The sequence below is a fragment of the Streptomyces sp. UG1 genome (genome assembly GCF_049974585.1).
GTDB lineage: Bacteria > Actinomycetota > Actinomycetes > Streptomycetales > Streptomycetaceae > Streptomyces.
The window spans coordinates 1-25201 of sequence record NZ_JBNGGG010000076.1 but is presented as its reverse complement, the minus strand read 5'-3'; the positions used below and the strand labels follow the sequence as shown (position 1 = coordinate 25201).

Here is a 25201-nt window from a genome sequence, read left to right as displayed (position 1 = left end):
GGGCGCGGGGGCCGGGGCCGCCGGTGCGGGTGCCGCGGGCGCGGGGGCCGGGGCCGCCGGTGCGGGTGCCGCGGGCGCGGGGGCCGGGGCCGCCGGTGCCGGGGCGCCGAACGCGGGCGGCGCGGCGGCCTGGGCGGGCGGGGCGAAGCCCGGAGCGGCTCCGGTCTGCGGTGGCTGCGGGGCGGCGGGGGCCTCCTCCTCGGCGACCTCGCCGCCGAAGTTCTTCAGCAGCGCGTCGAGGCCGCCGTCGAAGCCCTGTCCGACGGCGGCGAACCGCCAGACGTCCTTCAGGTAGAAGTCGCCCAGCATCACGGCGCGTTCGGTGGAGAACTCCGAGCCGTTGAAGGCGTACCGGGCCACCTCCTCGCCACCGGCGACGATGCGGATGTATCCGGGGCCGATCTGCGACATCTGCCCGGCGCCGTCGATCGTCGCCGTGAAGGACAGCTTCTGGATCTGCGGGGGGATCTTGTCGAGCGTGACCCGGAAGGACTCCGTGTCACCGGCCTGGGCACCGAGGAGCTGAATGGACTCCTCAGGGGACTTCGGCTGGTTGAAGAAGACGAAATAGCGGTCGTCCGAGAGCCGTTCGTCGGCGTCGAGACCGAAGCAGCTGATGTCGAAGGTCAGCCCCGGGGCGGAGATCTGTACTCCTACGTACAGATCCGTGCCCGCGGTGAGGTCACTGATCCTGGCCTTGTGGCCGCGTTGGAATTCCCTGGCCATGCGTAACGACCGTCCCCCATCCCGAATATGAGTGCGTCGCGCCAGGCTAACGGCAAACTCGGACATCGGACGAAGCCGGTACAGACCCGGTACACAACCTCGGGTTCATTCGCCGCGGGCACCTGGAAGATGGGGCAGGCGCTCGGCGGCCACCACCCCTTCGAGGTAGCCCTTCGCCCGCTCGGTGCGGGGATACGCCTCCAGCAGCCGCCAGAAACGGGGCCCGTGTCCGGGCACCAGAAGATGCGCCAACTCGTGCAGGAGGACGTAGTCGACGACGTACTCGGGCATACCCTGCAGTCGATGTGAGAGACGAATGCTGCCCTCGGCCGGGGTGCACGAGCCCCAACGCGTGTTCTGGTTGGTCACCCAGCGCACCGAGTTGGGCCGGGCGCGGCCGTCCAGGTACTGGTCCGACAGCCGCTCGGCCCGCTCGGCCAGTTCGTCGTCGCCGAGGACCCGCTTGCTCTCCTGGGCGGCCAGCTTGTCCAGCATGACGTTCACCCAACGCTGCTCCTCGGCCTCGGACATCCGGGCAGGGATGAGCACGACGGTGCGATCGCCCTCGCGGTACGCCGAGACCGTCCGGCGGCGCCGGGCGCTTCTGCGGACCTCGATCGCGCTCGCCCCCGAGCCGCTCGGCGGCGGGCTCGTCGTACTGCGCTGTGGCGTTCCGGCGCGGTGCAGTGGGTCGGCGGACACGCCCCGACGTTACCCGCTGCGCAAGGGGGAAGTCCCGACTCCGGGACGGTTCGATCCCGATCCCCCACCGTGCGTTTGATTTGTACGACGAATATCCACCACCTGTGGACAACTTTCGGCACCGGCCGCCGTGTCGGGGCATGCTGGCAGCCGTCGGCGAAGCTGCGACCGGGCTTCACCGGCACACGGGGATGTTCTACGACGGCTACGGGGGCCTGTTCATGCAAGCGACATTTTCGAATGTTCCGGGCGCTTCGACTCCACTGACTCCACTGACTCCACTGACTCCACTGGCTCCGCTGATGAAGCCCGCACTCAAGCGCGGCTGGCGCGACCTCAATACGGTGCAGTTCGGGATGACTCCGGCACACGCGCTGACGCTGGGTCCGATGGACACGGCCACGGGCAGTTTCCTCGATCTGCTCAATGGCACCCGTGGAATGGAGCTGTTGCGCGAGGAGGGCCGCCGAATGGATCTGCCGGACGGTCATGTCGACGGGCTGGTGCGCCGACTGGCGGGGGCGGGCCTCCTCGACGACGCGAAGGGAGGCGGCCCGGCCGGTGATGCCCTGCGGCGCGAGAAGGAGGCCCTGGACCGGCTGCGCCCGGATCTGGCCTCGCTGTCGTTGACCACGTCCGAGCCGGGCGAGGCGATGAGCCGCCTGGCCGCCCGTCGCTCCTTGCGCGTGCAGGTGAGAGGCGCCGGCCGGGTGGGCGCGATGGTGGCCTCGCTGCTGTCGGCCGCGGGGGTCGGCGACATCGACCTGCGCGACGTCGGCAGGGTCGAGCCGTGGGACGTGGCGCCGGGCGGCCTGCCGCCGGAGGCGATCGGCGACCGCAGGGACGAGGCAGCCCGCCGGGCCGCACACCGCTGCGCCCCCGCCCGCCCGCGCCGCGGTCGCCAGTCGCCACCCGCAGGGGAGGCTGCGGGACACTCCCTGGTGATCATCGCGCCCCGGGACGACGTCGCCGTGCACGCCCCCTCACCGTCCGCCGCGGAGCCTCTCATCGCTTCCGGTACGCCTCACCTGTATGCCGGGGTCGTGGAGGCAACCGGCGTGGTCGGCCCGCTCGTCCTGCCGGGCGAGACGGCCTGCGCCGGCTGCCTGAACGAGGGTCGCACCGACCGGGACCCGGCCTGGCCCCGCCTGGTGGCGCAGTGGCGCTCGGGCTTGGGCCCGGGCTCTAGCTCGGGCCCGGGGAGAACGCGCGACGTACGGCCCTGCGATCTCACCCTGGCCACCACGGTCGCCGGACTGGCCGCCGCGCACGCCCTCTCCTTCCTCGACGGCCGGGTTCCGTCAACCGCGGGTGCCCGCTGGGAGGTGTCCCTACCCGGTCTGACCTGGCACGCCCGGCCCGTGTGGGCGCATCCGGCATGCCCGTGCGGCGCCACGGACAAAGGTGAGGGAGAACACCCCTCCGATGAGGAGGAGTCGCACGAGACAATGGCAGAGCAACGGCCGTCGAAGGAGTTGCGCCGTACGACAGACGCGAAGCGGCTGGCTGGGACCTGGAGGGCGCATGTCTGATCTTCCCCGCAAGGCGGTCACCCGTACCGCCAAGCTCGCCGCGCTGCCGCTCGGCTTCGCCGGGCGGGCCACCTGGGGACTCGGCAAGCGGATCGTCGGCGAGTCCGCGGAGCTCGTCGGCCGCGAGTTGCAGCAGCGCACCGCGGAGCAGATGTTCAAGGTGCTCGGCGAGCTCAAGGGCGGGGCGATGAAGTTCGGGCAGGCCCTGTCCGTCTTCGAGTCGGCCCTGCCCGAGGAGATCGCCGGCCCCTACCGCGCGGCGCTCACGAAGCTCCAGGAGGCGGCGCCCCCGATGCCGACCCGCACCGTGCACTCGGTGCTGGCTCAGCGGCTCGGCGAGGACTGGCACGACCTGTTCCTGGAGTTCGAGGACAAACCGGCCGCGGCGGCCTCGATCGGCCAGGTGCATCGCGGGGTGTGGCACGACGGCCGCGAGGTGGCGGTCAAGGTCCAGTACCCGGGAGCCGGGGAGGCCCTGCTGTCCGACCTGAACCAACTGAGTCGCTTTGCCCGTCTGCTGGGTCCGCTGGTTCCCGGCATGGACATCAAGCCGCTGATCGCGGAGCTCAAGGACCGGGTCTCCGAGGAACTGGACTACGACCTGGAGGCGCAGGCCCAGCACGCCCATGCGGAGGAGTTCGCCGACGATCCGGACGTCGTCGTGCCGGCGGTGGTCCATCAGTGCGAGCAGATCCTGGTCACGGAGTGGATCGACGGCGTCCCGCTCTCCGAGGTGATCTCCGACGGCACCCAGGAGCAGCGCGACCGCGCCGGTCAGCTCCTGGCCCGCTTTCTCTTCTCCGGCCCGGCCCGCACCGGCCTGCTGCACGCCGACCCGCATCCGGGCAACTTCCGCCTCCTGCCGGGCGACCCGGAGGGCGAGGGCGACTGGCGGCTGGGCGTCCTGGACTTCGGCACGGTCGACCGCCTGCCGGGCGGACTGCCGACCCCGATCGGCGACTCCCTGCGGATGACCCTGGACGGCGAGGCGGACGCCGTCTATGAACTCCTCTGCACCGAGGGCTTCATCAAGGAATCAATGGACCTGGACCCCGACGCCGTCCTCGACTACCTGCTGCCGATCATCGAACCGGCTCAGGTCGACGAGTTCACCTTCACCCGCGGCTGGATGCGCAGCCAGGCCGCGCGCGTCGCCGACCCCCGCTCCCCTGCCTACCAGTTGGGCAAGCAGCTCAACCTGCCCCCGGCGTATCTCCTCATCCACCGGGTGACGCTGAGCACGATCGGGGTGCTGTGCCAACTGGGCGCGACGGTTCGCCTGCGCGAGGAACTTCAGGAGTGGCTCCCGGGTTTCGTGCTGGAGGAGCCGATGGACGAGGAGGAGTCGGCGGCGGAGGCGTGAGCACGTTCGGCGGGCACAACGCACCGCGGGGGCCGGTCCGTTCATACGGACCGGCCCCCGCTGGGAGCTACCGCATCCCGGTTCGGAAGGCCTCCGGCTTGCGGCCGGGTCGGTTACTGCATGACCGCTATGGCGATCGCACGGCGGGCGCGCAGTGAGGCGCGCTCGGCCCGGCGCTGCATCCGGCGAGCGGTCGCCAGGCGCACGGCCCGGCGTTCCCGCTCGGCCTCGTCCTGTCGCTCGTGCATATGTGCACGAGCCAGGGCTTCTTGGATGAGTTGCATCTCTCGGTTCCTGTTCTGACGCGAGGCGTTCGCGCCACTGTTGGTGAAGTCTTCAGGCGCGGAGCCTGTGAGTTCGTCGGTGGACGGCTTCATCGGGGCCTGCTTCTTGGGGTCGTGCGTGAGGGGACGGTCGATCGTTCCTGCGGTGTTCATGCCGTGACCGGGTTCTTGCGCGGGCGGCCACGCGGCCGCTTCCGGGCGACGACAACACCCTGGACGAACAGTTCGCCACCCCAGACGCCCCAGGGCTCACGCCGCTCCTTGGCGCCGGCGAGGCAGGCCTCGATCAGCGGGCAGGTGCGGCAGAGGGACTTGGCGTACTCGACGTCTGCCGGCGACTCGGCGAAGAAGACCTCCGGGTCGTAGGAGCGGCAGGGGACGGGCACGCCGAGGTTCTCGATGGCGTCGTCGAGCGCGGTGAGCGCAGTCAGCGGGGTCAAGGTGGAGTCCTCCGTGAGGCCGGGCTTGGGGATCGCGTCTGAGGGCGGTACGGACGGGGCGTGCGCTTCGAGTTGCACGGTTCGTCTTCCTCGTCTGTTCGTTCCGGCCCTGTTGGGCCGGGTGGCGGCTGGTACCGGTTTCTTTTCTTGTCCCGAGGCCCCTTCGCTCCGTCATCCCTGTTGGGGGACAAACAGAAGGGCCGCGGATCCCGGATGGGGTTCCGCGGCCCTGAAGGCGCCAGCCTGATCGGCTGTCAGGCTGGATCACTCCAGGGTTCTGGCCCACGGAAGGCCCACATCAGGTGGTGCTGCGTCGTCTGCTTCCGGAATCCGGCACCGGTCGCTGCAAAGGCATAGGCCTGCGCCTGCGCCTCTACTGCCGCTTCCAGTGCCTTGGTCGGTCGCTCATTGCGCTCACGGACGGGAAGGCCCGCGGGAGCAACGCAGGACGCCGGACGGGCGGCACGGATGCCGGACAGACCGGTGCCCTGGTTCGAGGCGCCGAGCATGCACAGGGAGGCGACGACCGAGCGATCGGTCATTTTGACGGTGCTGATGGTGCTGCTCTTCATGCTGATCACTGGACTCGCCTCCTCTCGGCGTCTCGGGGGACTGGGGTGAGCCAGTCCGACGGGTATGCAAGTAGAACACGGAATTGGGGCCTCCGAGAAGGCCTCCGTTCCCGTGGCTAAGAACCTATGGGGATTGCTGGGGCATGCGCAAACTATTTTTTCGACGAGTTCGTGTCATTCCCCGTCGGCGCCTTCCGCAAGCTCCTGGCCTGCGCAGATGGCCAGCACATCGGCTCCGTAGCGCTCGAGCTTGCGCTTGAGGACGCCGGGGATTCGGGACAGCTCAACCGGACTGGTCGGCTCCGCCTCTGCGATGGCCATGAGGGTTCTGTCCGTGAAGACGCAGAAGTCCGGCTGCCCGCTGAGCCTCGCCTGGACCCCACGCCATTCGCGGAGTCGTTCGTAGAGGCCCTCGTCCATGTCGGACGGACAGTCCTCACAGCGCATCAGCTTCATCTCGCCGGCGTCGGTGAGGGTGCGCCCGCAGACGCGGCAGCGGGCCGGGGTGCGCTGGGTGCGCCGGGGGGCGGCGTCGGGTCGGCTCGTGAAGCCGCGCTCGACGCCTCCGGGGCCGCCCGCGGCGGTGCGCCCGGCTGTGCCGGTCGAGCCGGGGCGCAGTCCGTCGAGGAAGCGGCTGGGGCGGCGGTTCGGGCGGCCGCCAGGGGCGCGGCTGAGTGCCCAGGAGACGTGGAGGTGCCGGCGGGCGCGGGTGACGCCGACATAGAGGAGGCGGCGTTCTTCCTCGATCTGTTCGTCGGTCTTTGCGTAGGTGATCGGCATCATGCCTTCGGCGACGCCGACGAGGAAGACGACGTCCCACTCCAGGCCCTTGGCGGAGTGCAGGGAGGCGAGGGTGACGCCTTGGACGGTCGGGGCGTGCTGGGCGTTCGCCCGCTCGTCGAGTTCGGCGACGAGGTCGGCGAGGGTGGCGCCGGGCTTGGCGGCTGCGAAGTCCTGGGCGAGGTCGACCAGGGCCGCCAGGGACTCCCAGCGCTCTCTGACGGCGCCGGAACCGGCCGGGGGCTCGGTCGTCCAGCCCTCCCCCGACAGCACGGCGCGGACTTGGGAGGGCAGGTCGACGGCGTCGTCGAGGAGGGAGTCGTTGCCTCCGAAGCGGGCAGCGCCGCGCAGGGCGATGCCTGCCTTGCGGACCTCTGGGCGGTCGAAGAACCGCTCGGCGCCCCGCAACTGGTAGGGGACGCCTGCGTCGGCGAGGGCCTGCTCGTAGGTCTCGGACTGGGAGTTCGTGCGGAACAGGATGGCGATCTCGCCGGCCGGGATGCCGGAGTCCATGAGTTCACGGATGCGGCGGGCGACGCCTTCGGCCTCGGCGGGCTCGTCGGTGTGCTCGGTGTAGCGGGGTTCGGGGCCGGCTTCGCGCTGGGAGATCAGTTCCAGGCGGTGGTCGGCGGCGCGGCCGCGGGCCTGGGCGAGCAGGCCGTTGGCGAGGTGGACGACCTGGGGGGTGGAGCGGTAGTCGCGGACCAGCTTGACGACGGTGGCGCCGGGGTGGCGGGTGCGGAAGTCGAGCAGATGGTCGGGAGTTGCTCCTGTGAAGGAGTAGATCGTCTGGCTGGCGTCGCCGACCACGCACAGGTTGTTCCGGTCGCCGAGCCAGAGTTCCAGCAGGCGTTGTTGGAGCGGGCTGACGTCCTGGTACTCGTCGACCACGAAGTGCTGGTACTGGGAGCGGACCTGGTCGGCGATGTCATGGCGGTCCTGGAGGATGCCGACGGTGAGCAGCAGGACGTCTTCGAAGTCGATGACGGAGCGGTCCCGCTTGAGGTCCTCGTAGACGTTGTAGATCTGGGCGACCTCGGCCGGGTCGCGCGGCGCTTCGCGGCCCGCTTTGGCGGCGGCGAGGGAGTAGTCGGTGGGGACGGTCTGGGTGACCTTGGACCATTCGATCTCGGCGGTGACGTCCCGCAGCTCGCCGCGGTCGAGGCGGATGCGGCAGGCGGCGGCCGCGTCGGCGACGAGCTGGATCTTGCGGTCGACGAGGCGCGGCAGGGAGCCGCCGATCGCTTTCGGCCAGAAGTACTGGAGCTGACGCAGGGCGGCCGAGTGGAACGTCCGGGCCTGGACTCCGGCGGCGCCGAGCTGGCGCAGCCGGCCGCGCATCTCTCCGGCTGCGCGGTTGGTGAAGGTGACCGCGAGCACGCTGGAGGGCTGGAGGATGCCGGCCCGCACTCCGTAGGCGATGCGGTGGGTGATCGCCCGGGTCTTGCCCGTGCCGGCGCCTGCGAGCACGCACACCGGACCGTGCAGGGCGGTGGCCACTTCGCGCTGCTCGGGGTCGAGCCCTTCGAGCACCGCGTCGGCCGAGTCCGGTGCCTGCGGGAACAGGGTGGAGTGCGTTGCTGCTGTCACACGGCCATGCTGCCAGGTCGCCGGGGACGGCTGTGCCGGTTGTCCACAGGCAGCCATTGGTAGTCGTACTAATGCGGCAGGCGTCACGTGGGCGGGATACCCCGGGTGGGAATGGCGCCCGGGTCGCGTACGTTCCCTCTCTGGACGAGCTGATCCCCGAGCCTTTGAGGAGCGCGCGAGACATGCAGGGCACTGTGACGATGTACAGCACGACGTGGTGCGGCTACTGCCAGCGGCTGAAGAAGCAGTTGGAGCGCGAGGGCATCGCGTACACCGAGATCAACATCGAGCAGGACCCGGAGTCCGCGGCGTTCGTCGAGAAGGCGAATGGCGGAAACCAGACGGTCCCGACCGTGCTCTTCGGGGACGGTTCGACGCTGACGAACCCGTCGCTGGCTCAGGTCAAGCAGAAGATCGGCGTGTGATCGACCCGCAGGAAGAAGGTGGCCGTCCCCCGGTGGGGGCGGCCACCTTTTCCGTTTCCGTCGGCGCTCAGACGCCGCGGGTCGGCAGCGGCTTGCCGTACCAGCGCTCGATCAGGCGGGCCGCGATCGAGATGCCGTAGGGCGGCAGGACCTCGCCGGAGTCGAAGGCGGCGCCCAGTTCCTCGCGGGAGAACCAGCGGGCTTCGTGGATCTCGTCGCCGTCGACGTCGACCTCGGTGGAGGTGGCGCGGGCCATGAAGCCCAGCATGAGGCTGGACGGGAAGGGCCAGGGCTGGCTGGCGATGTACTCGACCTCGCCGACGGTGATGCCGGCCTCCTCGGAGACCTCGCGGCGCACCGCCTGCTCGATGGACTCGCCGGGCTCGACGAAGCCCGCGAGCGTGGAGAAGCGGCCTTCGGGCCAGTGGACCTGGCGGCCGAGGAGGATGCGGTCGTCCTCGTCGGTGACGGCCATGATCACGGCGGGGTCGGTGCGCGGGTAGTGCTCGGCGCCGCAGGCTGGGCAGCGGCGGATGTGGCCGGCCGCGGCGATCACGGTGCGCTCGCCGCAGCGGGAGCAGAAGCGGTGGGTGCGCTGCCAGTTCTCCAGGCCGACGGCGTGCACCATCAGGCCCGCGTCGCGCGGTGACAGCAGCAGGCCCGCCTCGCGCAGGCCGGCCGCGCGCGCGGACTGGTCGATGCGGCCGGGCAGGGCGTCCTTCTGCAGGGCGAAGTAGCTGACGCCGTCCTCGTCGATGCCGAGGAAGTAGCGGTGCGCCTCGGTGAGGGGAGCCTCGAAGGAGGGGGTCATGACGAGTTCGGTGCGTCCGTCCGCCGTCTCGTCGATGAGGACCTGGCCGCCGGAGACCACGAAGCAGCGGGTCGTGGGGTGGCTCCATGCCGCCGCGAGCCAGGCCTCGTCGAGCCGGTGGTGGGCTGCGCGGTCGATGCCGCTCGGAGCGGTGAGCGAGATGGGGCGGTCGGCGGTGTGGTCGGTCCAGGTGGTCACGGGTGCTTCCAACTCCCCCAGTGGAACGGTGTGCTTCGGCGGGTGGATCGGCGGGACGTGGGACGGGAGGCGACCTGGTGCGGCGAGGTCCGGCGGTGCGGGGCGGCGGTTCCAGTGTGCCCCGCGCGCGATGCCCCTCCGGACGGCCTCGGTGGCTCAAGGCGCATGGCGCCAGTTCGCGGCCAGGTCGCCCCACAGGTAGGCGGTGGTCTCGACGCCTTTGAGGAGGAGGTCCAGCTCAACCTTCTCGTTCGGGGCGTGCCAGCCGTCGGAGGGGACGGAGACGCCGAGGAAGAGCACCGGTGCGCCGAGGACGTCCTGGAGGTCGGCGGCGGGTCCCGAGCCGCCTTCGCGCGTGAAGCGCACGGGCCCCTCGAAGGCGCGGCCCATGGCGCGTACGACGGACTGGAGGGCGGGGTGGTCCAGCGGCGTCAGGCACGGGCGCGTGGCCCCGCTGAACGTGATCTCGCAGCGGATCCCGGCGGGCACCTGGTCGGCGGCCCAGGTGCGGACGGCCTTCTCGACGTGGTCGGGGTCCTGTCCCGCGACCAGTCGGAAGGAGAGCTTCACCATGGCGGAGGACGGGATGATCGTCTTGCTGCCGGGTCCCTGGTAGCCGCCCCCGATGCCGTTGACCTCGGCCGTGGGGCGGGCCCAGATCCGCTCCAGGGTGGTGTGGCCGGCCTCGCCGTGGGTGGCGTACGACTTGGCCGTGTGCAGCCAGCGCTCCTCGTCGAAGGGCAGCTCGGCGAAGAGTTCGCGCTCGCGGTCGGTCAGCTCGACCACGTCGTCGTAGAAGCCGGGGATCGCCACGCGCGCGTGCTCGTCGTGCAGGGCGGCGACCAGGCGGGCGGCGGCGGTGGCCGGGTTGGGGACGGCGCCGCCGAAGGAGCCGGAGTGGATGTCCTGGTCGGGGCCCTGGAGCCGGATCTCGCACTCGGCGAGGCCGCGCATGCCGGTGCACACGGTGGGGGTGTCCTCGGCCCACATGCCGGTGTCGGACACGATCACGGCGTCGGCCGCGAGCCGCTCGGCATGCGCCTCGACGAGCGCGCGGAAGTTCGGGGAGCCGGACTCCTCCTCGCCCTCGATGAGCAGCTTCAGGTGGACGGCCGGGGTGGTGCGGCCGGTGGTGGCGAGGTGGGTGCCGACGCCGAGTGTGTGGAAGAACACCTGGCCCTTGTCGTCGGCCGCCCCGCGCGCGTAGAGGCGCCCTTCGCGGACGACGGGCTCGAAGGGTTCGCTGTCCCAGCCGTCCTCACGGGCGGCGGGCTGCACGTCATGGTGGCCGTAGACGAGGACGGTGGGTGCCTCGGGGTCGTCGCAGGGCCACTCGGCGAAGACGGCGGGCGCCCCCGGCGTTGGCCAGACCTCGACGGCCGGGAAGCCGGTCTCCTCGAGCTTGGCGGCGAGCCAGTCGGCGCTGCGGCGTACGTCGGGCGCGTGGTCGGGCTGGGCCGACACGGACGGGATGCGCAGCCATTCCGCGAGGTCGTCGAGGAAGGCGGCACGGTGCTGCTCGATGTACGTGCGGACAGCGCTGACGTCACTGTCAACGGGATGGCTCATGGTCACGAGCCTATCGGCCCGCGCCGACTTCCTCGGTGGGCGGTTCCTCACAGTCCGCCTCGGCGACCGGCTCGCCGGTGAGCAGCCGTTCCAGTGCCGCCCGGTCGGGAAGGTCGTCGGGGCGTACGACCTCGCCGCTGCGGACGTACAGGAACGCGGCGTCGACCGACTCCAGGGGCACGCCCTGCTGCTCGGCCCAGGCGAGCCGGTACAGGGCGAGCTGGAGCGGGTCGGCGGTGCGGGTGCGGTTGGTCTTCCAGTCGACGATCTCGTATGTCGCCGCGTCGCCGTCGCCCGCCTTGTAGACGGCGTCGATGCGGCCCCGTACGACGCGGCCGGCGATCGCAAGCTGGAACGGGGCCTCGACCCGGTATGGCGTGCGGTGCGCGTACTCGGTGCGCTCGAAGGCGTCCTTGAGGGCTTCCAGGTCGTGCTCGTCGGCGATCTCGGCCTCGCTGCCGGGCAGGTCGTCGGGCTCCAGCATGGGCAGCGTCAGCTCTTCGAAGCTGGCTTCCACCCAGGCGTGGAATCGGGTGCCTCGACGTGCGGCGGGTTGTGGGGGGCGCGGCATGGGGCGCGCGAGTTCCTGCGCGAATCCGTCCGGGTCGGCGGCCAGTCGCAGCAACTGGGACGCGGTCAGTGACGCGGGCAGGGGTACGTCCGTGATGTCGGCGCGGGTGCGCAGCAGCTCGCCGGTGAGGGCGTCGAGGTCTCGGTCCCAGGAGGCGACGGTGCGGGCCTCCTCCGGGGTGAGGGACGCTTGCACGGGGTCTTCCGTGGGGTGGGGGCGGGCGGCGGACCGCGGGGGTTGTGCCTGGTGCGGGATGGCCGGGGTCGGGCGGTCGGCGGTCCAGGAGTCCCAGTCGTCGGGGTCCTCGTCGGGCAGATCGTCCGTGAACGCCTCGTCGTCCTCCGGCGGCGGGGGCCACTCCGGATCGTCGTAGGTGTCCGGGTCGTGCGTCGCGGCGGGGTGGCCTTCTTCGTGGGAGCCGAGGTTCTCCAGGTGGGCCAGGACCGTCTCGGCGGCGGCGCGGCGGCGGGTCAGGGCGGCCTCGTCGAGGGGCAGGGGCCACACCTGGTCGGCGCTCTCGCGGTGCAGGGCGGGGTTCTGCGCGTCCTCGGCCGGTTCGTCCGCCCACGCCTCGATCTCGCCGTACCCGGCCGCGCAGTGGTCGTACAGGGACTGCAGGAAGTCCGAGGGGCCCCGGCGCTTCTTCTGGGTGGGGCCCCACCAGTGGCCGGAGCCGAGGAGGAGGGAGCGGGGGCGGGTGAAGGTGACGTAGCCGAGGCGGAGTTCCTCGGTGTGCTGGTGGTCCTTCATGGCCTCCTGGAAGGCCTTCAGGCCTCGGGAGTCCCAGGAGGCGACGTCGGGGAGGGTGTCGGTGTCGCCGCGCAGCGCATGCGGCAGCACCTTGGCCTGGGCGGTCCACTTCTCGCGGCCCTGGCTGCTGGGGAAGGTGCCGGTGACCAGGCCGGGGACGGCCACCACGTCCCACTCCAGGCCCTTGGACCTGTGCGCGGTCAGCACCTTGACGGTGTTCTCGCCGCCGGGGAGGGCGTTGTCGAGGCCTTTCTCGTACTGGGCGGCGGTGCGCAGGAAGCCGAGGAAGGCGAGCAGGGTCGCCTCGCTGTCGCCGGCCGCGAAGGAGGCGGCGATGTCGAGGAAGTTGGACAGGGTCTCGCGGCGACGGGCGGCCAGGGCGTGCGGGGAGGCGGACAGTTCGACTTCCAGGCCGGTGACGGCGAGGACGCGGTGCAGGACGTCCATCAACGGGTCGGACAGGGAGCGGCGCAAGTCGCGCAGTTCGGTGGCCAGGCGAGCGAAGCGCACGCGCGCGTCCGGGGAGAAGGGCAGTCCGTCGTGGTCCCCTGCGCCGTCCAGCGGCGTCTCCAGGAAGGTGTCGAGGGCGTCCGCGAGCGAGATCACCTCGGCGGGGTCGACTCCTTCCACGGCTTCGGCGAGCCGGCGGTCGGGGTCGTCGTCGCCGTCCACGCGCGCGTGGGAGACCAGAAGCCGTGCGCGGCGCCCCAGGAGGGCGAGGTCGCGCGGGCCGATGCGCCAGCGCGGGCCGGTGAGCAGACGGACCAGGGAGGCGTTGGCGCCCGGGTCCTGGAGGACCTCGCAGACGGCCACCAGGTCGGCGATCTCGGGCAGGTGGAGCAGCCCGGACAGGCCGACGACCTCGACGGGGACGTCGCGGGCGACGAGCGCGCCCTGGATCTCGGCGAAGTCGGTGGCCGTGCGGCACAGGACGGCGATCTCGCCGGGTGCCTTGCCGGTGTCGACGAGGTGGGCGACGGATGCGGCGATCCAGTCGATCTCCTCGGCGTGGGTGGGCAGCAGCGCGCAGCGGACCGTGCCGTCCAGCTCGGCTCCGGGGGCCGGGCGCAGGGCCTCCACGCCCGCGTGCATGGCGCGCAGGGGCTCCGCGAGGCCGTTGGCGAGGTCGAGGAGGCGGCCGCCGCTGCGGCGGTTCTCGCTGAGCGCCTGGCGGGTGGCGGGGCGGCCGTCGGCGTGGGCGAAGTGCTCGGGGAAGTCGTCGAGGTTGGCGACGGAGGCGCCGCGCCAGCCGTAGATGGCCTGGCAGGGGTCGCCGACGGCGGTCACCGGGTGGCCGGTGCCGTCACCGAACAGGCCTGCCAGAAGGACGCGTTGGGCGACGGACGTGTCCTGGTACTCGTCCAGGAGGACCACGCGGAACTCGTCGCGCAGGATGCGGCCGACTTCGGGGATCCGGGCGAGCTGTGCCGACAGGGCGATCTGGTCGCCGAAGTCGATCAGGTCGCGCTCGCGTTTGGCGGCGCGGTAGCGGACCACCAGTTCGGCGAGTTCGCGGCGGGCCGCGGCCGCCTCGGGGACCTTGCGCAGATCGGCGTTGGTGAGTTTGGCGCCCTGAAGGGTGAGCAGCAGCTCGGCGTCGTGCGCGCGCAGGGCCTCGGGCCGCACCAGGTGCTCGGCGAGTTCGGCGTCGAGGGCGAGGAGGTCGCTGACGAGGTCGGCGAAGGAGCGGGTGAGGGCCGGGTAGGGGCCGGGGGCTTCGCGCAGTACGCGCGCGGCGAGTTGGTAGCGGGTGGCGTCGGCGAGCAGGCGGGAGGTCGGTTCGAGGCCGATGCGCAGGCCGTGGTCGGTCAGCAGGCGGCCCGCGAAGGCGTGGTAGGTGGAGATCACCGGCTCGCCCGGCGGATTGTCCGGGTCGATGACGTCGGGGTCGGTGACGCCGGCCTTGATCAGCGCCTTGCGGACGCGTTCGGCGAGTTCACCGGCGGCCTTGTTGGTGAAGGTCAGGCCGAGGACCTGTTCGGGGGCGACCTGGCCGGTGCCGACCAGCCACACCACGCGGGCCGCCATCACCGTCGTCTTGCCCGATCCGGCTCCGGCCACGATCACCTGCGGGGCGGGCGGCGCGGTGATGCAGGCCGTCTGCTCCGGGGTGAACGGGATGCCGAGGAGCTCCTTGAGCTGCTCGGGATCGGTGATACGGGCGGACACATCGGAGAGGCTAGCGGCGGGCACCGACAGTGGATGCCACATCGGCCTGCGGGTGGGGAGACACGCAGGTCAGCACGGGTGGTGCGATCGGTCACTCCAGTTGCTCGCCCCCCTGTCAGTCCACCACGTGCCGTCCCTCGGGCCGTGCGCTGCACGACGCCCGGAACGCGCAATGTGTGCAGTGTTGCCCCGCATTGGGCGTGAACCGCTCGTCGAGGACCTTGCCGGCCGCCGTGGCGAGCAGGTCGCCGACCCACTCCCCCTCCGGGCCGTCCAGCGGCTCCTGTCCCTGCACCTTGGGCAGCGTCTCACCGCCGTCGCGCTTGGCGGCGCCTTGGCGCAAATGGACGAGTTCGGCGCCGCCGGGCTCCGGGCGCACGCCGTCGAAGGCCTCGTCGACGGCGCCCTCGCGCACGGCGAGCTGATAGACGGCGAGCTGCGGATGACGGGCCACCTCGGCCGCGCTCGGCGCCTGCTTGCCGGTCTTGAAGTCCACGACATAGGCGCGTCCGTCGCCGTCGGCCTCGACGCGGTCCATCTGGCCGCGGATGCGCACCTCGAAGTCGCCGGCCTCCAGGGTCACGTCGAAGTCGTGCTCGCTGGCCACCGGCGTGCGCCCCGCGCGGTCCATCACATGCCACTTCAGGAAGCGTTCGAGCGCCACGCGCGCGTTGGCCTTCTCCTGCGCCGACTTCCACGGTGCGTCGAAGGCGAGCGCGTTCCACACGGAGTCGAGGCGCTCCATGAGGACGGCGAGGTCGGCCGGGGTGTGCCCGGAGGCGACCTCGTCGGCGAGGACGTGCACCACGTTTCCGAAGCCCTGGGCGGCGGTGGCGGGCGCGTCGGCCTTCACCTCGCGGCCCAGGAACCACTGCAGGGCGCAGGTGTTGGCGAGCTGGTCCAGGGCGCTCCCGGAGAGCACGACGGGCTGGTCGCGGTCGCGCAGCGGCACCTTGGACTCGGTCGGCTCGAACATGCCCCACCAGCGGTAGGGGTGCGCGGCGGGGACCAGCGGGCGGCCGTCCTCGTCGGCGAGCGCCGCCAGCTTGGCCAGTCGGCGGGCGGCGGCCTGCCTGAGGGCGTCCGACACGCGCGGGTCGACCGTCGTCGCCCTGAGCTCGGCGACGAGTGCGGCGACGGACAGCGGGCGGCGCGGGCGGCCCGTGACGTCCCTCGGCTCGACGCCGAGTTCGGTCAGGAAGCGGGAGGGCTGGTCGCCGTCGTCGGCGGGGGCCTTCACCGCCGTGACGACGAGGCGTTCACGCGCGCGCGTGGCGGCGACGTAGAACAGGCGGCGCTCCTCCGCCAGCAGCGCTCCTGGGGTGAGCGGTTCGGCGAGTCCGTCGCGGCCGATGCGGTCGGCCTCCAGGAGGGAGCCGCGGCGGCGCAGGTCCGGCCACAGGCCCTCCTGGACGCCGGCGACGACGACCAGGCGCCACTGGAGGCCCTTGGAGCGGTGCGCGGTCATCAGACGCACGGCGTCTCTGCGTACGGCACGCCGCGTGAGGGTGTCGGCGGCGATGTCCTCGGCGTCGATCTCCTCCAGGAAGTTCAGGGCGCCCCGGCCGCCGGTGCGCTCCTCCGCGCGGGCCGCCGTCGCGAACAGCGCGCATACGGCGTCCAGGTCACGGTCGGCGTTGCGGCCGGCGGCGCCGCCGCGGCGGGCGGTGCGCTCCAGGCGCGTGGGCCATGGCGTGCCCTCCCACAGGTCCCACAGCGCCTCCTCGGCCGTACCGCCGCCCGCGAGGCGCTCCCGGGCCTTGCGCAGCAGCGCGCCGAGACGCTGGGCGCCACGCGCGTACGTGGGGTCGTGCACCGCGAGGCGCTCCGGCTCGGCCAGCGCCCGCGCGAGCAGCTCGTCCGAGGGCGGTGGCAAGGCGTTGCCCGCGGCCCGCTCCTCCTCGCGCAGGGCGCGCCCCAGGCGGCGCAGGTCGGCGGCGTCCATAGCGGCGAGGGGGGAGGCGAGCAGGGTGAGGGCGGTCTCGGTGTCGAGCCAGCAGGCGGCGGGCTCGTCCATGGCGTCACTTCCAGCCCCGCCCGAGAAGGCGCCTCCGGCAGGGTCGCCCGCCTGCTGCCGTACGTCGTCGCCGGGGCCCTCACGTCGTACGGCCCCGTCGGCCGCCTCCGCCGCGGCCACCGCCCGCAGTGCCGTCAGCAGTGGTGCCACCGCGGGTTCATGCCTGAGCGGCAGATCGTCGCCGTCGATGTCGAGGGGCACCCCGGCGGCCGTGAGTGCCCGGCGCACCGTCGGGATCGTGCGCGACCCCGCGCGTACCAGGACGGCCATGTCGCGCCACGGAACGCCGTCCTCCAGGTGGGCCCGGCGCAGGATGTCGGCGATGTTGTCCAGTTCGGTGCCGGGCGTCGGGCAGGTGAAGACCTCGACACGGCCGCCCTCGTGGACGGCGGCGAGTTCGCGGTGGGCGCGGACCTTCGCCGCCGGGAGCCGGGTGAGCGGCATGCGCTGGGTCAGCAGCCGGGTCGCGGCCAGCAGGCCGGCTCCGGAGCGCCGGGAGATGCGCAGGACCTCGACGGGCGCGGGTCGGCCGTCCGCGCGCGGGAAGGCGTGCGGGAACTCCAGGATGCCGTTCACGTCGGCCCCCCGGAACGCGTAGATCGACTGGTCGGGGTCGCCGAGCGCGACCAAGGTGCGGCCGCCGCCGGCGAGGGCGCGCAGCAGCCGTACCTGCGCCGGGTCGGTGTCCTGGTACTCGTCGACGTAGACGGCGTCGTACCGCGCGGCGAGGCGCGCTGCGGCCTCGGGGCGGCGGGCGAGGAGGACCGCGCGGTGGACCAGTTCGGCGTAGTCGAGCACACCCTGCATGTCGAGCACGTCCAGGTACTCGGCGAGGAAGGAGGCCGCCGCGCGCCAGTCGGGGCGGCCGATGCGGCGGGCGAAGGCGTCCAGGGCGTCGGGGCCGAGGCCCAGCTCACGGCTGCGGGCGAGGACCGCGCGGACCTCGTCGGCGAAGCCGCGGGTGGTCAGGCAGGCGCGCAGTTCGTCCGGCCAGCGCACATGGGCGAGTCCGAGCCGCTCCAGGCCCGGCTGGCCGGCGAGCAGCTCCCGTACGGTCACGTCCTGCTCGGGGCCGGACAGCAGCCGTAGCGGTTCGACGAACAGGTCGCTGTCCTGGTGGGCGCGGACCAGGGCGTAGCAGAACGAGTGGAAGGTGGTCGCCTGGGGCGCGCGGGCCGCCCCTATGCGCAGCGCCATGCGGTCGCGCAGCTCCACCGCGGCCTTGCGGCTGAACGTCAACACCAGGATGCGCTCGGGGTCCCCGCCACGGGCGATGCGCGCCGCGACCGACTCGACCAGTGTGGTGGTCTTGCCGGTGCCCGGACCTGCGAGAACGAGCAGTGGACCGGTCTCGTGGTCAACCACGGCACGCTGTGCGGCGTCCAGAGCAGGGGGAGCCACTCGCGCCGCGGGGGTACGCACCAGCCGGTAAGCGCCACGGGTCCCCTGTCGCACCTGGGGGTGCGACAGGCGTCTGGTGGAGAAAGAGGAGCTCACGTGGTTCGCCGGTCCTGGTGGGTGTGCAAGTTGTCATCGCCGACGCCGAGCGCCGTGGTGGCGGCGAGGTGAGGGGGGCACGTGCAGCCGACGCTACGCCGAGGCACGGTGCGGAAGCAGGGCTTCCGATTCATCCCTCGGGGCACTTGTGGCACGTGCGTCCCTCTACTCACGAACGTACGTCATGCCACGGACGTGCCCTCTTTCGCCCGTTCGGATCACAGGTCACACAGCAGGGCGTCCGATGGCGGAAGCTGTCAGGTGTGACCCTGTGCGCGTTCGCCGCCGTCCCACCGCGCGCGCTTCAAGTCGAGGCGCGGCAGGTGGCCCTCGGCGGCCCTGCTCGCCTCCTTCAGAGGCGTGCCCTCCGCGCGGTACTGCTCCAGCGCTCTCAGCTCGTGGCCGGGCAGCAGGACGCCGTCCGCGCGGACCACCCGCCACCACGGAACGGCTCCCCCGTAGAGGGACATCACGCGGCCCACCTGCCGCGGGCCGCCCTCCTCAAGCCACTCTGCGACGTCGCCGTACGTCATGACACGCCCGGGCGGAATCAGCTCGGTGACCTCGAGGACCCGCTCGGCGTACTCGGGCAGCGCGTCCGCGTGCTCCGCACGGGTGTCGTCGTGGGCCTGACGGGCACCGTCCGGAAGGCTCTGCTCACTCATCCGCCCCATCCTGCCCCAATCCACCGACAATGTGACGCGACCGCCACTGTGCGTATCCCTCGCCCTGGGACGGCGCTTCGGGCAGACTGTGCGCCCCCGCGTTTGCACCCTGATGCCCCCGTGTGTCGGTGGAGCATGCCACCATCGTGCGGGCGGTGACTGGTGATACGAGATCAAGAAGAGACGATGAAGCAGCAGGGTGCGCACCCGGAGGACGCGGAAGGCACCTCTGACGCTTCGTCGCGCCCCGACCCCGCGAACGCCGACAAGAACACCGGCGAGAAGGACACCGGCGAGGGCGGCAAGGGCAAGGCCAGGAAGCCCGTCGACCCGAGCGAGGCGGGCCGCAAGGCCGTCGAGGGGAAGGCCGCCTACGACCTCGAGTTCGAAGAGGCGCACGTCGACGAGGTCGAGGGCGACGAACCGCTGCTCCCCGCGCGCGTGCACCGCCCGTCCGACCTGATGCGGCTGCTCGTGGGCGTGCTGGGCATCGCCCTGCTGCTCGCGATCGCCGCGTTCGCACACGGAACGACCTCGGGCCTCGAGCAGGACATCAACAAGGGCACCGGACAGGCGCCCGACGTGTTCAGCAAGATGGCCGGGCTGGTGTCCAGCATCGCGATCCTGCTCGTGCCGGTCGCCTTCGCCATCGAGCGGCTGATCAAGCGGGACGGGCTGCGCATCGCCGACGGCGTCCTCGCGGCGGTCCTCGCGCACGGTGTGACGCTCGCCACCGACCTGTGGGTCGCGCGGGCCGCCCCGGAGTCCATCCGGGACGCGCTCACCCAGCCCGCGCCCGGCGACGTCGGCTCCCTCACCGACCCGGTGCACGGCTATCTCGCCCCGGTCATCGCCTACATGACGGCCGTGGGCATGTCCCGCAGACCTCGCTGGCGTGCGGTCCTGTGGGCGGTCCTGGTCCTGTACGCCTTCTCGATGCTGGTCACCGGATACACCACGCCGTTCTCGATCGTCCTGACGCTGCTGATCGGCTGGACCGTCGCCTACGGCACGCTGTACGCGGTCGGCTCGCCCAACGTCCGGCCCACCGGGCGGACCCTGATGGCGGGCCTCAGGCACGTCGGCTTCCGCCCGGTGAGCGCGGCCCGCCAGGAGGTCTCCGACAGTCAGGAGACCGGCGACCGCGGCCGGCGCTACTTCGTCACCCTTGAAGACGGCCCGCCGCTGGATGTGACCGTGGTCGACCGGGAGCAGCAGGCGCAGGGCTTCTTCTACCGCGCGTGGCGCAACCTCACGCTGCGCGGCTTCGCCACCCGCAGCAGCCTCCAGTCGCTGCGCCAGGCCCTGGAGCAGGAGGCGCTGCTCGCCTACGCGGCCATCGCGGCCGGCGCCAACGCGCCCAAGCTGATCGCCACCTCCGAGCTGGGCCCGGACGCGGTGATGCTGGTCTACGAGCACAGCGGCGGACACACCCTGGACACGCTCCCGGACGAGGAGATCACCGACGAGTTGCTGCGCGGCACCTGGCACCAGGTCAAGGCGCTGCAGTCGCGGCGTATCGCGCACCGCCGGCTGGTGGGTGACGCGATTCTGGTGGATCGTTCCGGCAAGGTGATCATCACCGACCTGCGCATCGGCGAGATCGCGGCCAACAGTCTGCTGCTGCGGATGGACATCTCCCAGTTGCTGGTGACGCTCGGCCTGCGGGTCGGCGCCGAGCGCGCGGTGGCCTCGGCGGTGAGCGTGCTCGGCCCCGACGCCGTGGCCGACTGCCTGCCGATGCTCCAGCCCATCGCGCTGAGCCGCTCCACGCGCGCGACACTGCGCCGACTCGCGCGCGAGCGCTCCCAGCGCGAGCGTGAGGCGGTGCTGGAGGCGTCCCGGCAGTCCAAGCACGCGCGCGACGAGGAGGCCGCGGACGGCTCCGGGGCGGTGCTCGACAAGCCGGACAAGAAGACCGTACGGGCGCAGGCGCGGGCCGAGAAGCGGGCGATCGACGAGGCCCTGGACGAGGCGCGCGAGGAGGATCTGCTCACGCAGATCCGCCACGAGATGCTGCGGATCAGGCCGCAGGCGCCGGTCGAGCCGGCCCGTCTGGAGCGGGTGCGGCCACGCACCCTGATCAGCTTCATCGCCGGTGCCATCGGTGCGTACTTCCTGCTGACCCAGCTCACCCACATCGAGTTCGGTCCGCTCATCTCCAACGCGCAGTGGGGCTGGGTGGCCGCGGCCGTACTGTTCTCGGCGGCGAGCTACTTCGCGGCGGCCATGGCACTGCTGGGGTTCGTGCCGGAGCGGGTGCCGTTCCGGCGGACCGTGGCCGCGCAGGTCGCCGGCTCCTTCGTGAAGATCGTCGCGCCGGCGGCGGTCGGTGGCGTCGCCCTGAACACGCGCTTCCTGCAGCGTGCGGGAGTGCGGCCGGGGCTCGCGGTGGCGAGCGTCGGCGCGTCGCAGTTGTTCGGGCTCGGCGCCCACATCCTGATGCTGCTGTCCTTCGGCTATCTGACCGGCACCGAGAAGACGCCGTCGCTGTCGCCGTCCAGGACCGTGATCGCGGGTCTGCTGACGGTCGCGGTGCTGGTGCTCGTCGTGACGTCGGTGCCGTTCCTGCGGAAATTCGTCGTCACGCGCGTGAGGTCGCTGTTCGCGGGGGTCGTGCCGCGCATGCTCGATGTGCTCCAGCGGCCGCAGAAGCTGATCACCGGCATCGGCGGCATGCTGCTGCTGACCGCCTGCTTCGTGATGTGCCTGGACGCGTCGATCCGCGCCTTCGGCAGCGAGGGGACCTCGATCAGCATCGCCGGCGTGGCCGTCGTCTTCCTCGCGGGCAACGCCCTCGGCTCGGCGGCCCCGACCCCGGGCGGCGTGGGCGCCGTGGAGGCGACCCTGACCGTCGGTCTGATCGCCGTCGGCCTCGAGAGCGAGGTCGCCGCGCCCGCGGTGCTGCTGTTCCGGCTGCTGACGCTGTGGCTGCCGGTCCTGCCGGGCTGGCTGGCCTTCAACCACCTGACCCGCAAGGGCGCGCTGTAGCGCGGAGGGGCGTACGGCAGACCGCGCGAGTTTGTCGTAGGAGAGGCCACGGGGCTTGTCCTACGCCGAGCAGGGCGCCGTACGTTGTAAGGGCACGGAAGGTGAGGCGTCGCCGTAGCTCATACGGACCGTGCCCCGAGCGCCCCACCCCGTACGACCGCAGGATGGGACCATGCCGAAGCCTCCCCGGAAGCGCGCCGCTGCCCTGACCGCCGCCGCCCTGCTGCTGTCGTCCCTGCTGGCGGGTTGCAGCGACGGCGACTCCGGGGACGAGGACCTCACGGCGCAGGAGCTGAGCTGGAAGGACTGCCCGGCGCCCTCGCAGGCGCAGGGCGGTGGAGGCAGCCCGTCACCGCTGCCGGACGACGGCACCTGGCAGTGCGCCACGATGAAGGCGCCCCGCGACTGGGACGACCCCAAGGGCGACACGATCGACATCGAGCTGATCCGGGTGAAGTCCAGCGGTGACGAGAACCGGCGCATCGGCTCGCTGATCTTCAACTTCGGCGGCCCCGGCGGCTCGGGCGTCACGACGCTGCCCGCCTTCGGCGACGGGTACGAGAAGCTGCGTACCCGCTACGACCTGGTGAGCTTCGACCCGCGCGGAGTCGGCCGCAGCGAGCCCGTGCTGTGCGAGAACGACCAGCAGCTCGACGCCTACTTCCAGCAGGACACCACCCCGGACGACAGCGCCGAGCGGACGGAGCTGGTGGACAGCACCAAGGAGTTCAACGCGGCCTGCGAGAAGAACTCCAAGGAGATGCTGCCCCATGTGAGCACCACCGACGCGGCCCGCGACATGGACCTGATGCGCCAGGTCCTCGGCGACGACAAACTGCACTACTTCGGCATCTCCTACGGCACCGAACTCGGCGGCGTCTACGCCCACTTGTTCCCCAAGAAGGTGGGCCGGGCCGTCTTCGACGCGGTGGTGGACCCCACGCAGAACGCCGAGCAGGGAGCACTCGGCCAGGCCAGGGGCTTCCAGCGCGCGCTCGACAACTTCGCCGCGGACTGCGCCTCCAAGGTCGAGGGCTGCCCGATCGGCGACACCGCCCAGGACGTCGAGGACCGCATCGCGAAGCTGCTCAGCGAGCTCGACAGCAAGCCGATCGAGGGGATCTTCCCGCGCCAGCTCACCCAGTCCGCCGCGACCAACGGCATCGCGCAGGCGCTGTACTCCAAGGATTTCTGGCCCTATCTCACGCAGGGTCTCGAGGAGGCGTACGGCGGCGACGGTCGGACCCTGATGCTGCTGTCCGACTCGCTGAACGGGCGCGACGAGAACGGCGAGTACAGCAACATCGCCGCAGCCAACGTCTCGATCAACTGCGCCGACGACAAGCCGCGGTACACCCCCGAGTACGTGGAGCAGAAGCTGCCCGAGTTCCGTTCCGCCTCGAGGGTGTTCGGCGACTTCCTCGCCTGGTCGATGCTGAGCTGCACCGACTGGGCCGTGGCGGGCGCCGCCGACCACCCCGACGTCGCCGCGTCCGGCTCGGCGCCGATCCTCGTCGTGGGCAACACGGGCGACCCGGCCACGCCGTACGAGGGCGCGCGGCGGATGGCGCAGGCGCTGGGCAAGGGAGTCGGCGTCGAGCTGACGTACAAGGGGCAGGGGCACGGCGCGTACGACAGCAAGAACAAGTGCGTGCAGGACGCGGTGAACGGATATCTGCTGGACGGGAAGGTGCCGGCGGCGGGCACGGTCTGCTCCTGAGAACCCATCGGTCACCGAGAAGCAGCAGGTCAGAGAGTTATCCACAGGCCGCGACGGCCGATTCGTGATCCGCCTACCATGGCCTGACCGCCATCCGCGGCACAGCGCGGACGGCTTGCGAGGGGGGATGCGACATGACGCGTTTCGTACGGTGGACGGCCGGGGCGGCCGTCGCCGCGCTGTTGGCGACGGGGTGCAGTGGGGGCTCGTCCGACGACGCGGAGGCCGGTGACAGGACGAGCGGGCCCGGCTCATCGGCGGCGTCCGCCGGGTCGGCGACCCCGTTGCCGTCCTCGCTGACCTCGCAGAAGCTCGACTGGGGCCGCTGCAAGGCCACCGCCGGCTCCCCCGCGCCCGACGGCAAGTGGCAGTGCGCGACGCTCAAGACGCCGCTGAACTGGGCGGAACCGGACGGCAGGACGATCGACCTCGCGCTGATCCGCGCCAAGGCCACCGGCGACGACCGCATCGGTTCGCTCCTGTTCAACTTCGGCGGACCGGGCGGCTCGGGCGTGTCCACGATGCCGTGGTACGCCACCAGCGCCGCCGAGCTGGGCAAGCGGTACGACCTGGTGAGCTGGGACCCTCGCGGGGTGGGCGCCAGTGAGGGTGTGCGCTGCCGCAGCGACAAGGAGATCCAGGCGTCCGAGTCCGTGGACATCACGCCGGACACCCCGGCCGAGGAGACGGCGTACTTCCGGGACGCGGCCGCCTTCGGCAAGGGCTGCCAGAAGTCCCTGGGGACGCTGATGGCGCATGTGTCGACCACCGACACCGCCCGCGACATGGACCTGATGCGCCAGGTCCTCGGCGACACGCGGATGCACTACTTCGGCATCTCCTACGGCACCGAACTCGGCGGCGTCTACGCCCACTTGTTCCCGGGGAACGTGGGCCGGCTGATCCTGGACGCGGTCGTCGACCCCGGCGCCGACGGGGCGGGGCACGCCGAGAACCAGGCCAGGGGCTTCCAGCGCGCGCTGAACAACTATCTGAAGTCGACCGGCCAGGGCGCGGACGAGGGCACGCGGAAGATCGCGGACCTGCTGAAGCGGATCGACGCGAACCCGCTGCCCGCGTCGTCCGAGCGCAAGCTCACCGAGACGCTCGCGCTCACCGGGATCATCACGCCGTTGTACAGCGAGGCGAGCTGGCCGACGCTGACCAGTGCCCTGGAGGCGGCCGAGCGGGGCGACGGCTCGCAGCTGCTGGCGCTCGCCGACGACTACAACGAACGCGACGCCTCGGGACGCTACGGCACGGGGACCCATTCGCAACGGGTCATATCGTGCCTGGACGACAAGCAGCGACCGACCGTCGAGGAGGCGAAGAAGCTGCTGCCGAGGTTCGAGAAGGTCTCGCCCGTGTTCGGACCCATGCTGGGCTGGGACACGGCCGGCTGGTGCCACGACTGGCCGGTGGCCGGGCAGTACGACACCCCGGAGGTCAGTGCGCCGGGTGCGGCGCCGATCCTGCTGGTCGGCAACACCGGCGACCCGGCGACGCCCTACGAGGGCACCCAGAGGATGGCGGACGAACTGGGCAAGGGCGTCGCGGTGACGCTCACCTGGGAGGGCGAGGGGCACTCCGCGTACGGGAAGGGGAGCGACTGCGTCGACTCGGCGGTGAACGCGTATCTGCTGCGGGGGACGGTGCCGAAGGACGGCAAGGTCTGCTCATGACGGCGGCGGGGGGGGGGGGGGCCCCCCGGGGGGGGGCGCCCCCCCCCCCCCCCCCGGCCGCGCCCCCCCCGCCCCCCCCCCCCCCCGGGGGGGGGGCGGGGGGTGTGGGGCCCCCCCAAACCCCCCCCCCCCCGCCGCCCCGGCCCG

At 71.9% G+C, this 25201-nt stretch carries 17 protein-coding genes; 6 read left to right on the top strand and 11 right to left on the bottom strand.

Going from position 1 to position 25201, the window contains the following annotated elements; translation table 11 throughout:
- The coding region (locus tag ACP4J3_RS48330; protein WP_426544226.1) for a TerD family protein at positions 1–726 on the bottom strand (726 nt) is incomplete at its 3' end.
- Positions 727–831: 105 nt separating this feature from the next.
- Positions 832–1428, bottom strand: a complete 597-nt coding sequence (locus ACP4J3_RS48325; protein ID WP_194041035.1) for a M48 metallopeptidase family protein — start codon at positions 1426–1428, stop codon at positions 832–834.
- Between the two features lie 302 nt (positions 1429–1730).
- Here ACP4J3_RS48325 and ACP4J3_RS48320 point away from each other — a divergent pair, with 302 nt between their 5' ends.
- Both ACP4J3_RS48320 and ACP4J3_RS48315 read left to right on the top strand, forming a co-directional pair.
- Complete coding sequence (locus tag ACP4J3_RS48320) at positions 1731–2960, top strand: ThiF family adenylyltransferase (protein WP_426544224.1); 1230 nt, start codon at positions 1731–1733, stop codon at positions 2958–2960.
- Positions 2953–4323, top strand: coding sequence for an ABC1 kinase family protein (locus tag ACP4J3_RS48315; protein WP_426544222.1), 1371 nt, complete (start codon positions 2953–2955; stop codon positions 4321–4323). The genes ACP4J3_RS48320 and ACP4J3_RS48315 overlap by 8 nt, the downstream gene beginning before the upstream one ends.
- Positions 4324–4436: 113 nt before the next feature.
- Here the strand turns inward: ACP4J3_RS48315 and ACP4J3_RS48310 are convergent, their stop codons facing one another.
- The 4 genes from ACP4J3_RS48310 to ACP4J3_RS48295 form a co-directional block, all read right to left on the bottom strand.
- The gene (locus tag ACP4J3_RS48310) at positions 4437–4760 is read right to left on the bottom strand and encodes a hypothetical protein (RefSeq protein ID WP_426544220.1); all 324 of its coding nucleotides are present in this window, start codon (positions 4758–4760) and stop codon (positions 4437–4439) included.
- Positions 4757–5125 (bottom strand): WhiB family transcriptional regulator, encoded by a 369-nt coding sequence (locus ACP4J3_RS48305; RefSeq protein ID WP_109496206.1) that lies wholly within the window; start codon positions 5123–5125, stop codon positions 4757–4759. The genes ACP4J3_RS48310 and ACP4J3_RS48305 overlap by 4 nt, the downstream gene beginning before the upstream one ends.
- 176 nt (positions 5126–5301) lie before the next feature.
- Positions 5302–5619: a hypothetical protein gene (locus ACP4J3_RS48300; RefSeq protein ID WP_426544228.1), complete on the bottom strand. Its 318-nt coding sequence runs from the start codon at positions 5617–5619 to the stop codon at positions 5302–5304.
- 174 nt (positions 5620–5793) lie between these two features.
- A complete protein-coding gene (locus ACP4J3_RS48295) occupies positions 5794–8046 on the bottom strand; it encodes an ATP-dependent DNA helicase UvrD2 (RefSeq protein WP_426544218.1) in 2253 nt (750 codons plus the stop codon).
- Between the two features lie 125 nt (positions 8047–8171).
- Here ACP4J3_RS48295 and ACP4J3_RS48290 point away from each other — a divergent pair, with 125 nt between their 5' ends.
- Positions 8172–8414 carry a mycoredoxin gene (locus tag ACP4J3_RS48290; RefSeq protein ID WP_190069482.1) on the top strand — a complete coding sequence of 81 codons (243 nt, stop codon included), beginning with the start codon at positions 8172–8174 and terminating at the stop codon, positions 8412–8414.
- A 67-nt stretch (positions 8415–8481) separates the two neighbouring features.
- Here ACP4J3_RS48290 and nudC read toward each other — a convergent pair whose 3' ends face one another.
- The 5 genes from nudC to ACP4J3_RS48265 all read right to left on the bottom strand — a co-directional run bounded on the left by nudC (position 8482) and on the right by ACP4J3_RS48265 (position 18661).
- Entirely contained in the window at positions 8482–9435 is a 954-nt protein-coding gene (gene nudC, locus ACP4J3_RS48285) for an NAD(+) diphosphatase (RefSeq protein ID WP_426544215.1), read from the bottom strand.
- 144 nt (positions 9436–9579) lie between these two features.
- Positions 9580–10992, bottom strand: a complete 1413-nt coding sequence (locus ACP4J3_RS48280) for a dipeptidase (protein ID WP_426544213.1) — start codon at positions 10990–10992, stop codon at positions 9580–9582.
- A gap of 10 nt (positions 10993–11002) precedes the next feature.
- Positions 11003–14482, bottom strand: a complete 3480-nt coding sequence (locus ACP4J3_RS48275) for an ATP-dependent helicase (protein ID WP_426544211.1) — start codon at positions 14480–14482, stop codon at positions 11003–11005.
- 115 nt (positions 14483–14597) lie between these two features.
- The gene (locus ACP4J3_RS48270) at positions 14598–17996 is read right to left on the bottom strand and encodes an ATP-dependent helicase (protein ID WP_426544209.1); all 3399 of its coding nucleotides are present in this window, start codon (positions 17994–17996) and stop codon (positions 14598–14600) included.
- Between the two features lie 257 nt (positions 17997–18253).
- The gene (locus tag ACP4J3_RS48265) at positions 18254–18661 is read right to left on the bottom strand and encodes an MGMT family protein (RefSeq protein WP_426544207.1); all 408 of its coding nucleotides are present in this window, start codon (positions 18659–18661) and stop codon (positions 18254–18256) included.
- 186 nt (positions 18662–18847) lie between these two features.
- On the opposite strand from ACP4J3_RS48265, the gene ACP4J3_RS48260 reads away from it, so the two are divergent.
- The 3 genes from ACP4J3_RS48260 (at position 18848) to ACP4J3_RS48250 (ending at position 25054) form a co-directional block, all read left to right on the top strand.
- Positions 18848–21652, top strand: coding sequence for a lysylphosphatidylglycerol synthase transmembrane domain-containing protein (locus ACP4J3_RS48260; protein ID WP_426544205.1), 2805 nt, complete (start codon positions 18848–18850; stop codon positions 21650–21652).
- A gap of 172 nt (positions 21653–21824) precedes the next feature.
- A complete protein-coding gene (locus ACP4J3_RS48255) occupies positions 21825–23372 on the top strand; it encodes an alpha/beta hydrolase (RefSeq protein ID WP_426544203.1) in 1548 nt (515 codons plus the stop codon).
- A gap of 134 nt (positions 23373–23506) precedes the next feature.
- Positions 23507–25054: an alpha/beta hydrolase gene (locus tag ACP4J3_RS48250; protein WP_426544201.1), complete on the top strand. Its 1548-nt coding sequence runs from the start codon at positions 23507–23509 to the stop codon at positions 25052–25054.
- The last annotated feature ends 147 nt before the right edge of the window (positions 25055–25201 follow it).

Excerpts from the sequence above, each read along its gene's own strand:
- ACP4J3_RS48295 (WP_426544218.1), bottom strand. The coding sequence starts at position 8,046 with ATGGCTGCCTGTGGACAACCGGCACAGCCGTCCCCGGCGACCTGGCAG.
- ACP4J3_RS48250 (WP_426544201.1), top strand. The coding sequence starts at position 23,507 with ATGACGCGTTTCGTACGGTGGACGGCCGGGGCGGCCGTCGCCGCGCTG.
- ACP4J3_RS48315 (WP_426544222.1), top strand. The coding sequence starts at position 2,953 with ATGTCTGATCTTCCCCGCAAGGCGGTCACCCGTACCGCCAAGCTCGCC.
- ACP4J3_RS48255 (WP_426544203.1), top strand. The coding sequence starts at position 21,825 with ATGCCGAAGCCTCCCCGGAAGCGCGCCGCTGCCCTGACCGCCGCCGCC.
- ACP4J3_RS48280 (WP_426544213.1), bottom strand. The coding sequence starts at position 10,992 with ATGAGCCATCCCGTTGACAGTGACGTCAGCGCTGTCCGCACGTACATC.
- ACP4J3_RS48260 (WP_426544205.1), top strand. The coding sequence starts at position 18,848 with ATGAAGCAGCAGGGTGCGCACCCGGAGGACGCGGAAGGCACCTCTGAC.
- ACP4J3_RS48290 (WP_190069482.1), top strand. The coding sequence starts at position 8,172 with ATGCAGGGCACTGTGACGATGTACAGCACGACGTGGTGCGGCTACTGC.
- ACP4J3_RS48310 (WP_426544220.1), bottom strand. The coding sequence starts at position 4,760 with ATGAACACCGCAGGAACGATCGACCGTCCCCTCACGCACGACCCCAAG.
- ACP4J3_RS48320 (WP_426544224.1), top strand. The coding sequence starts at position 1,731 with ATGAAGCCCGCACTCAAGCGCGGCTGGCGCGACCTCAATACGGTGCAG.
- ACP4J3_RS48300 (WP_426544228.1), bottom strand. The coding sequence starts at position 5,619 with ATGAAGAGCAGCACCATCAGCACCGTCAAAATGACCGATCGCTCGGTC.
- ACP4J3_RS48265 (WP_426544207.1), bottom strand. The coding sequence starts at position 18,661 with ATGAGTGAGCAGAGCCTTCCGGACGGTGCCCGTCAGGCCCACGACGAC.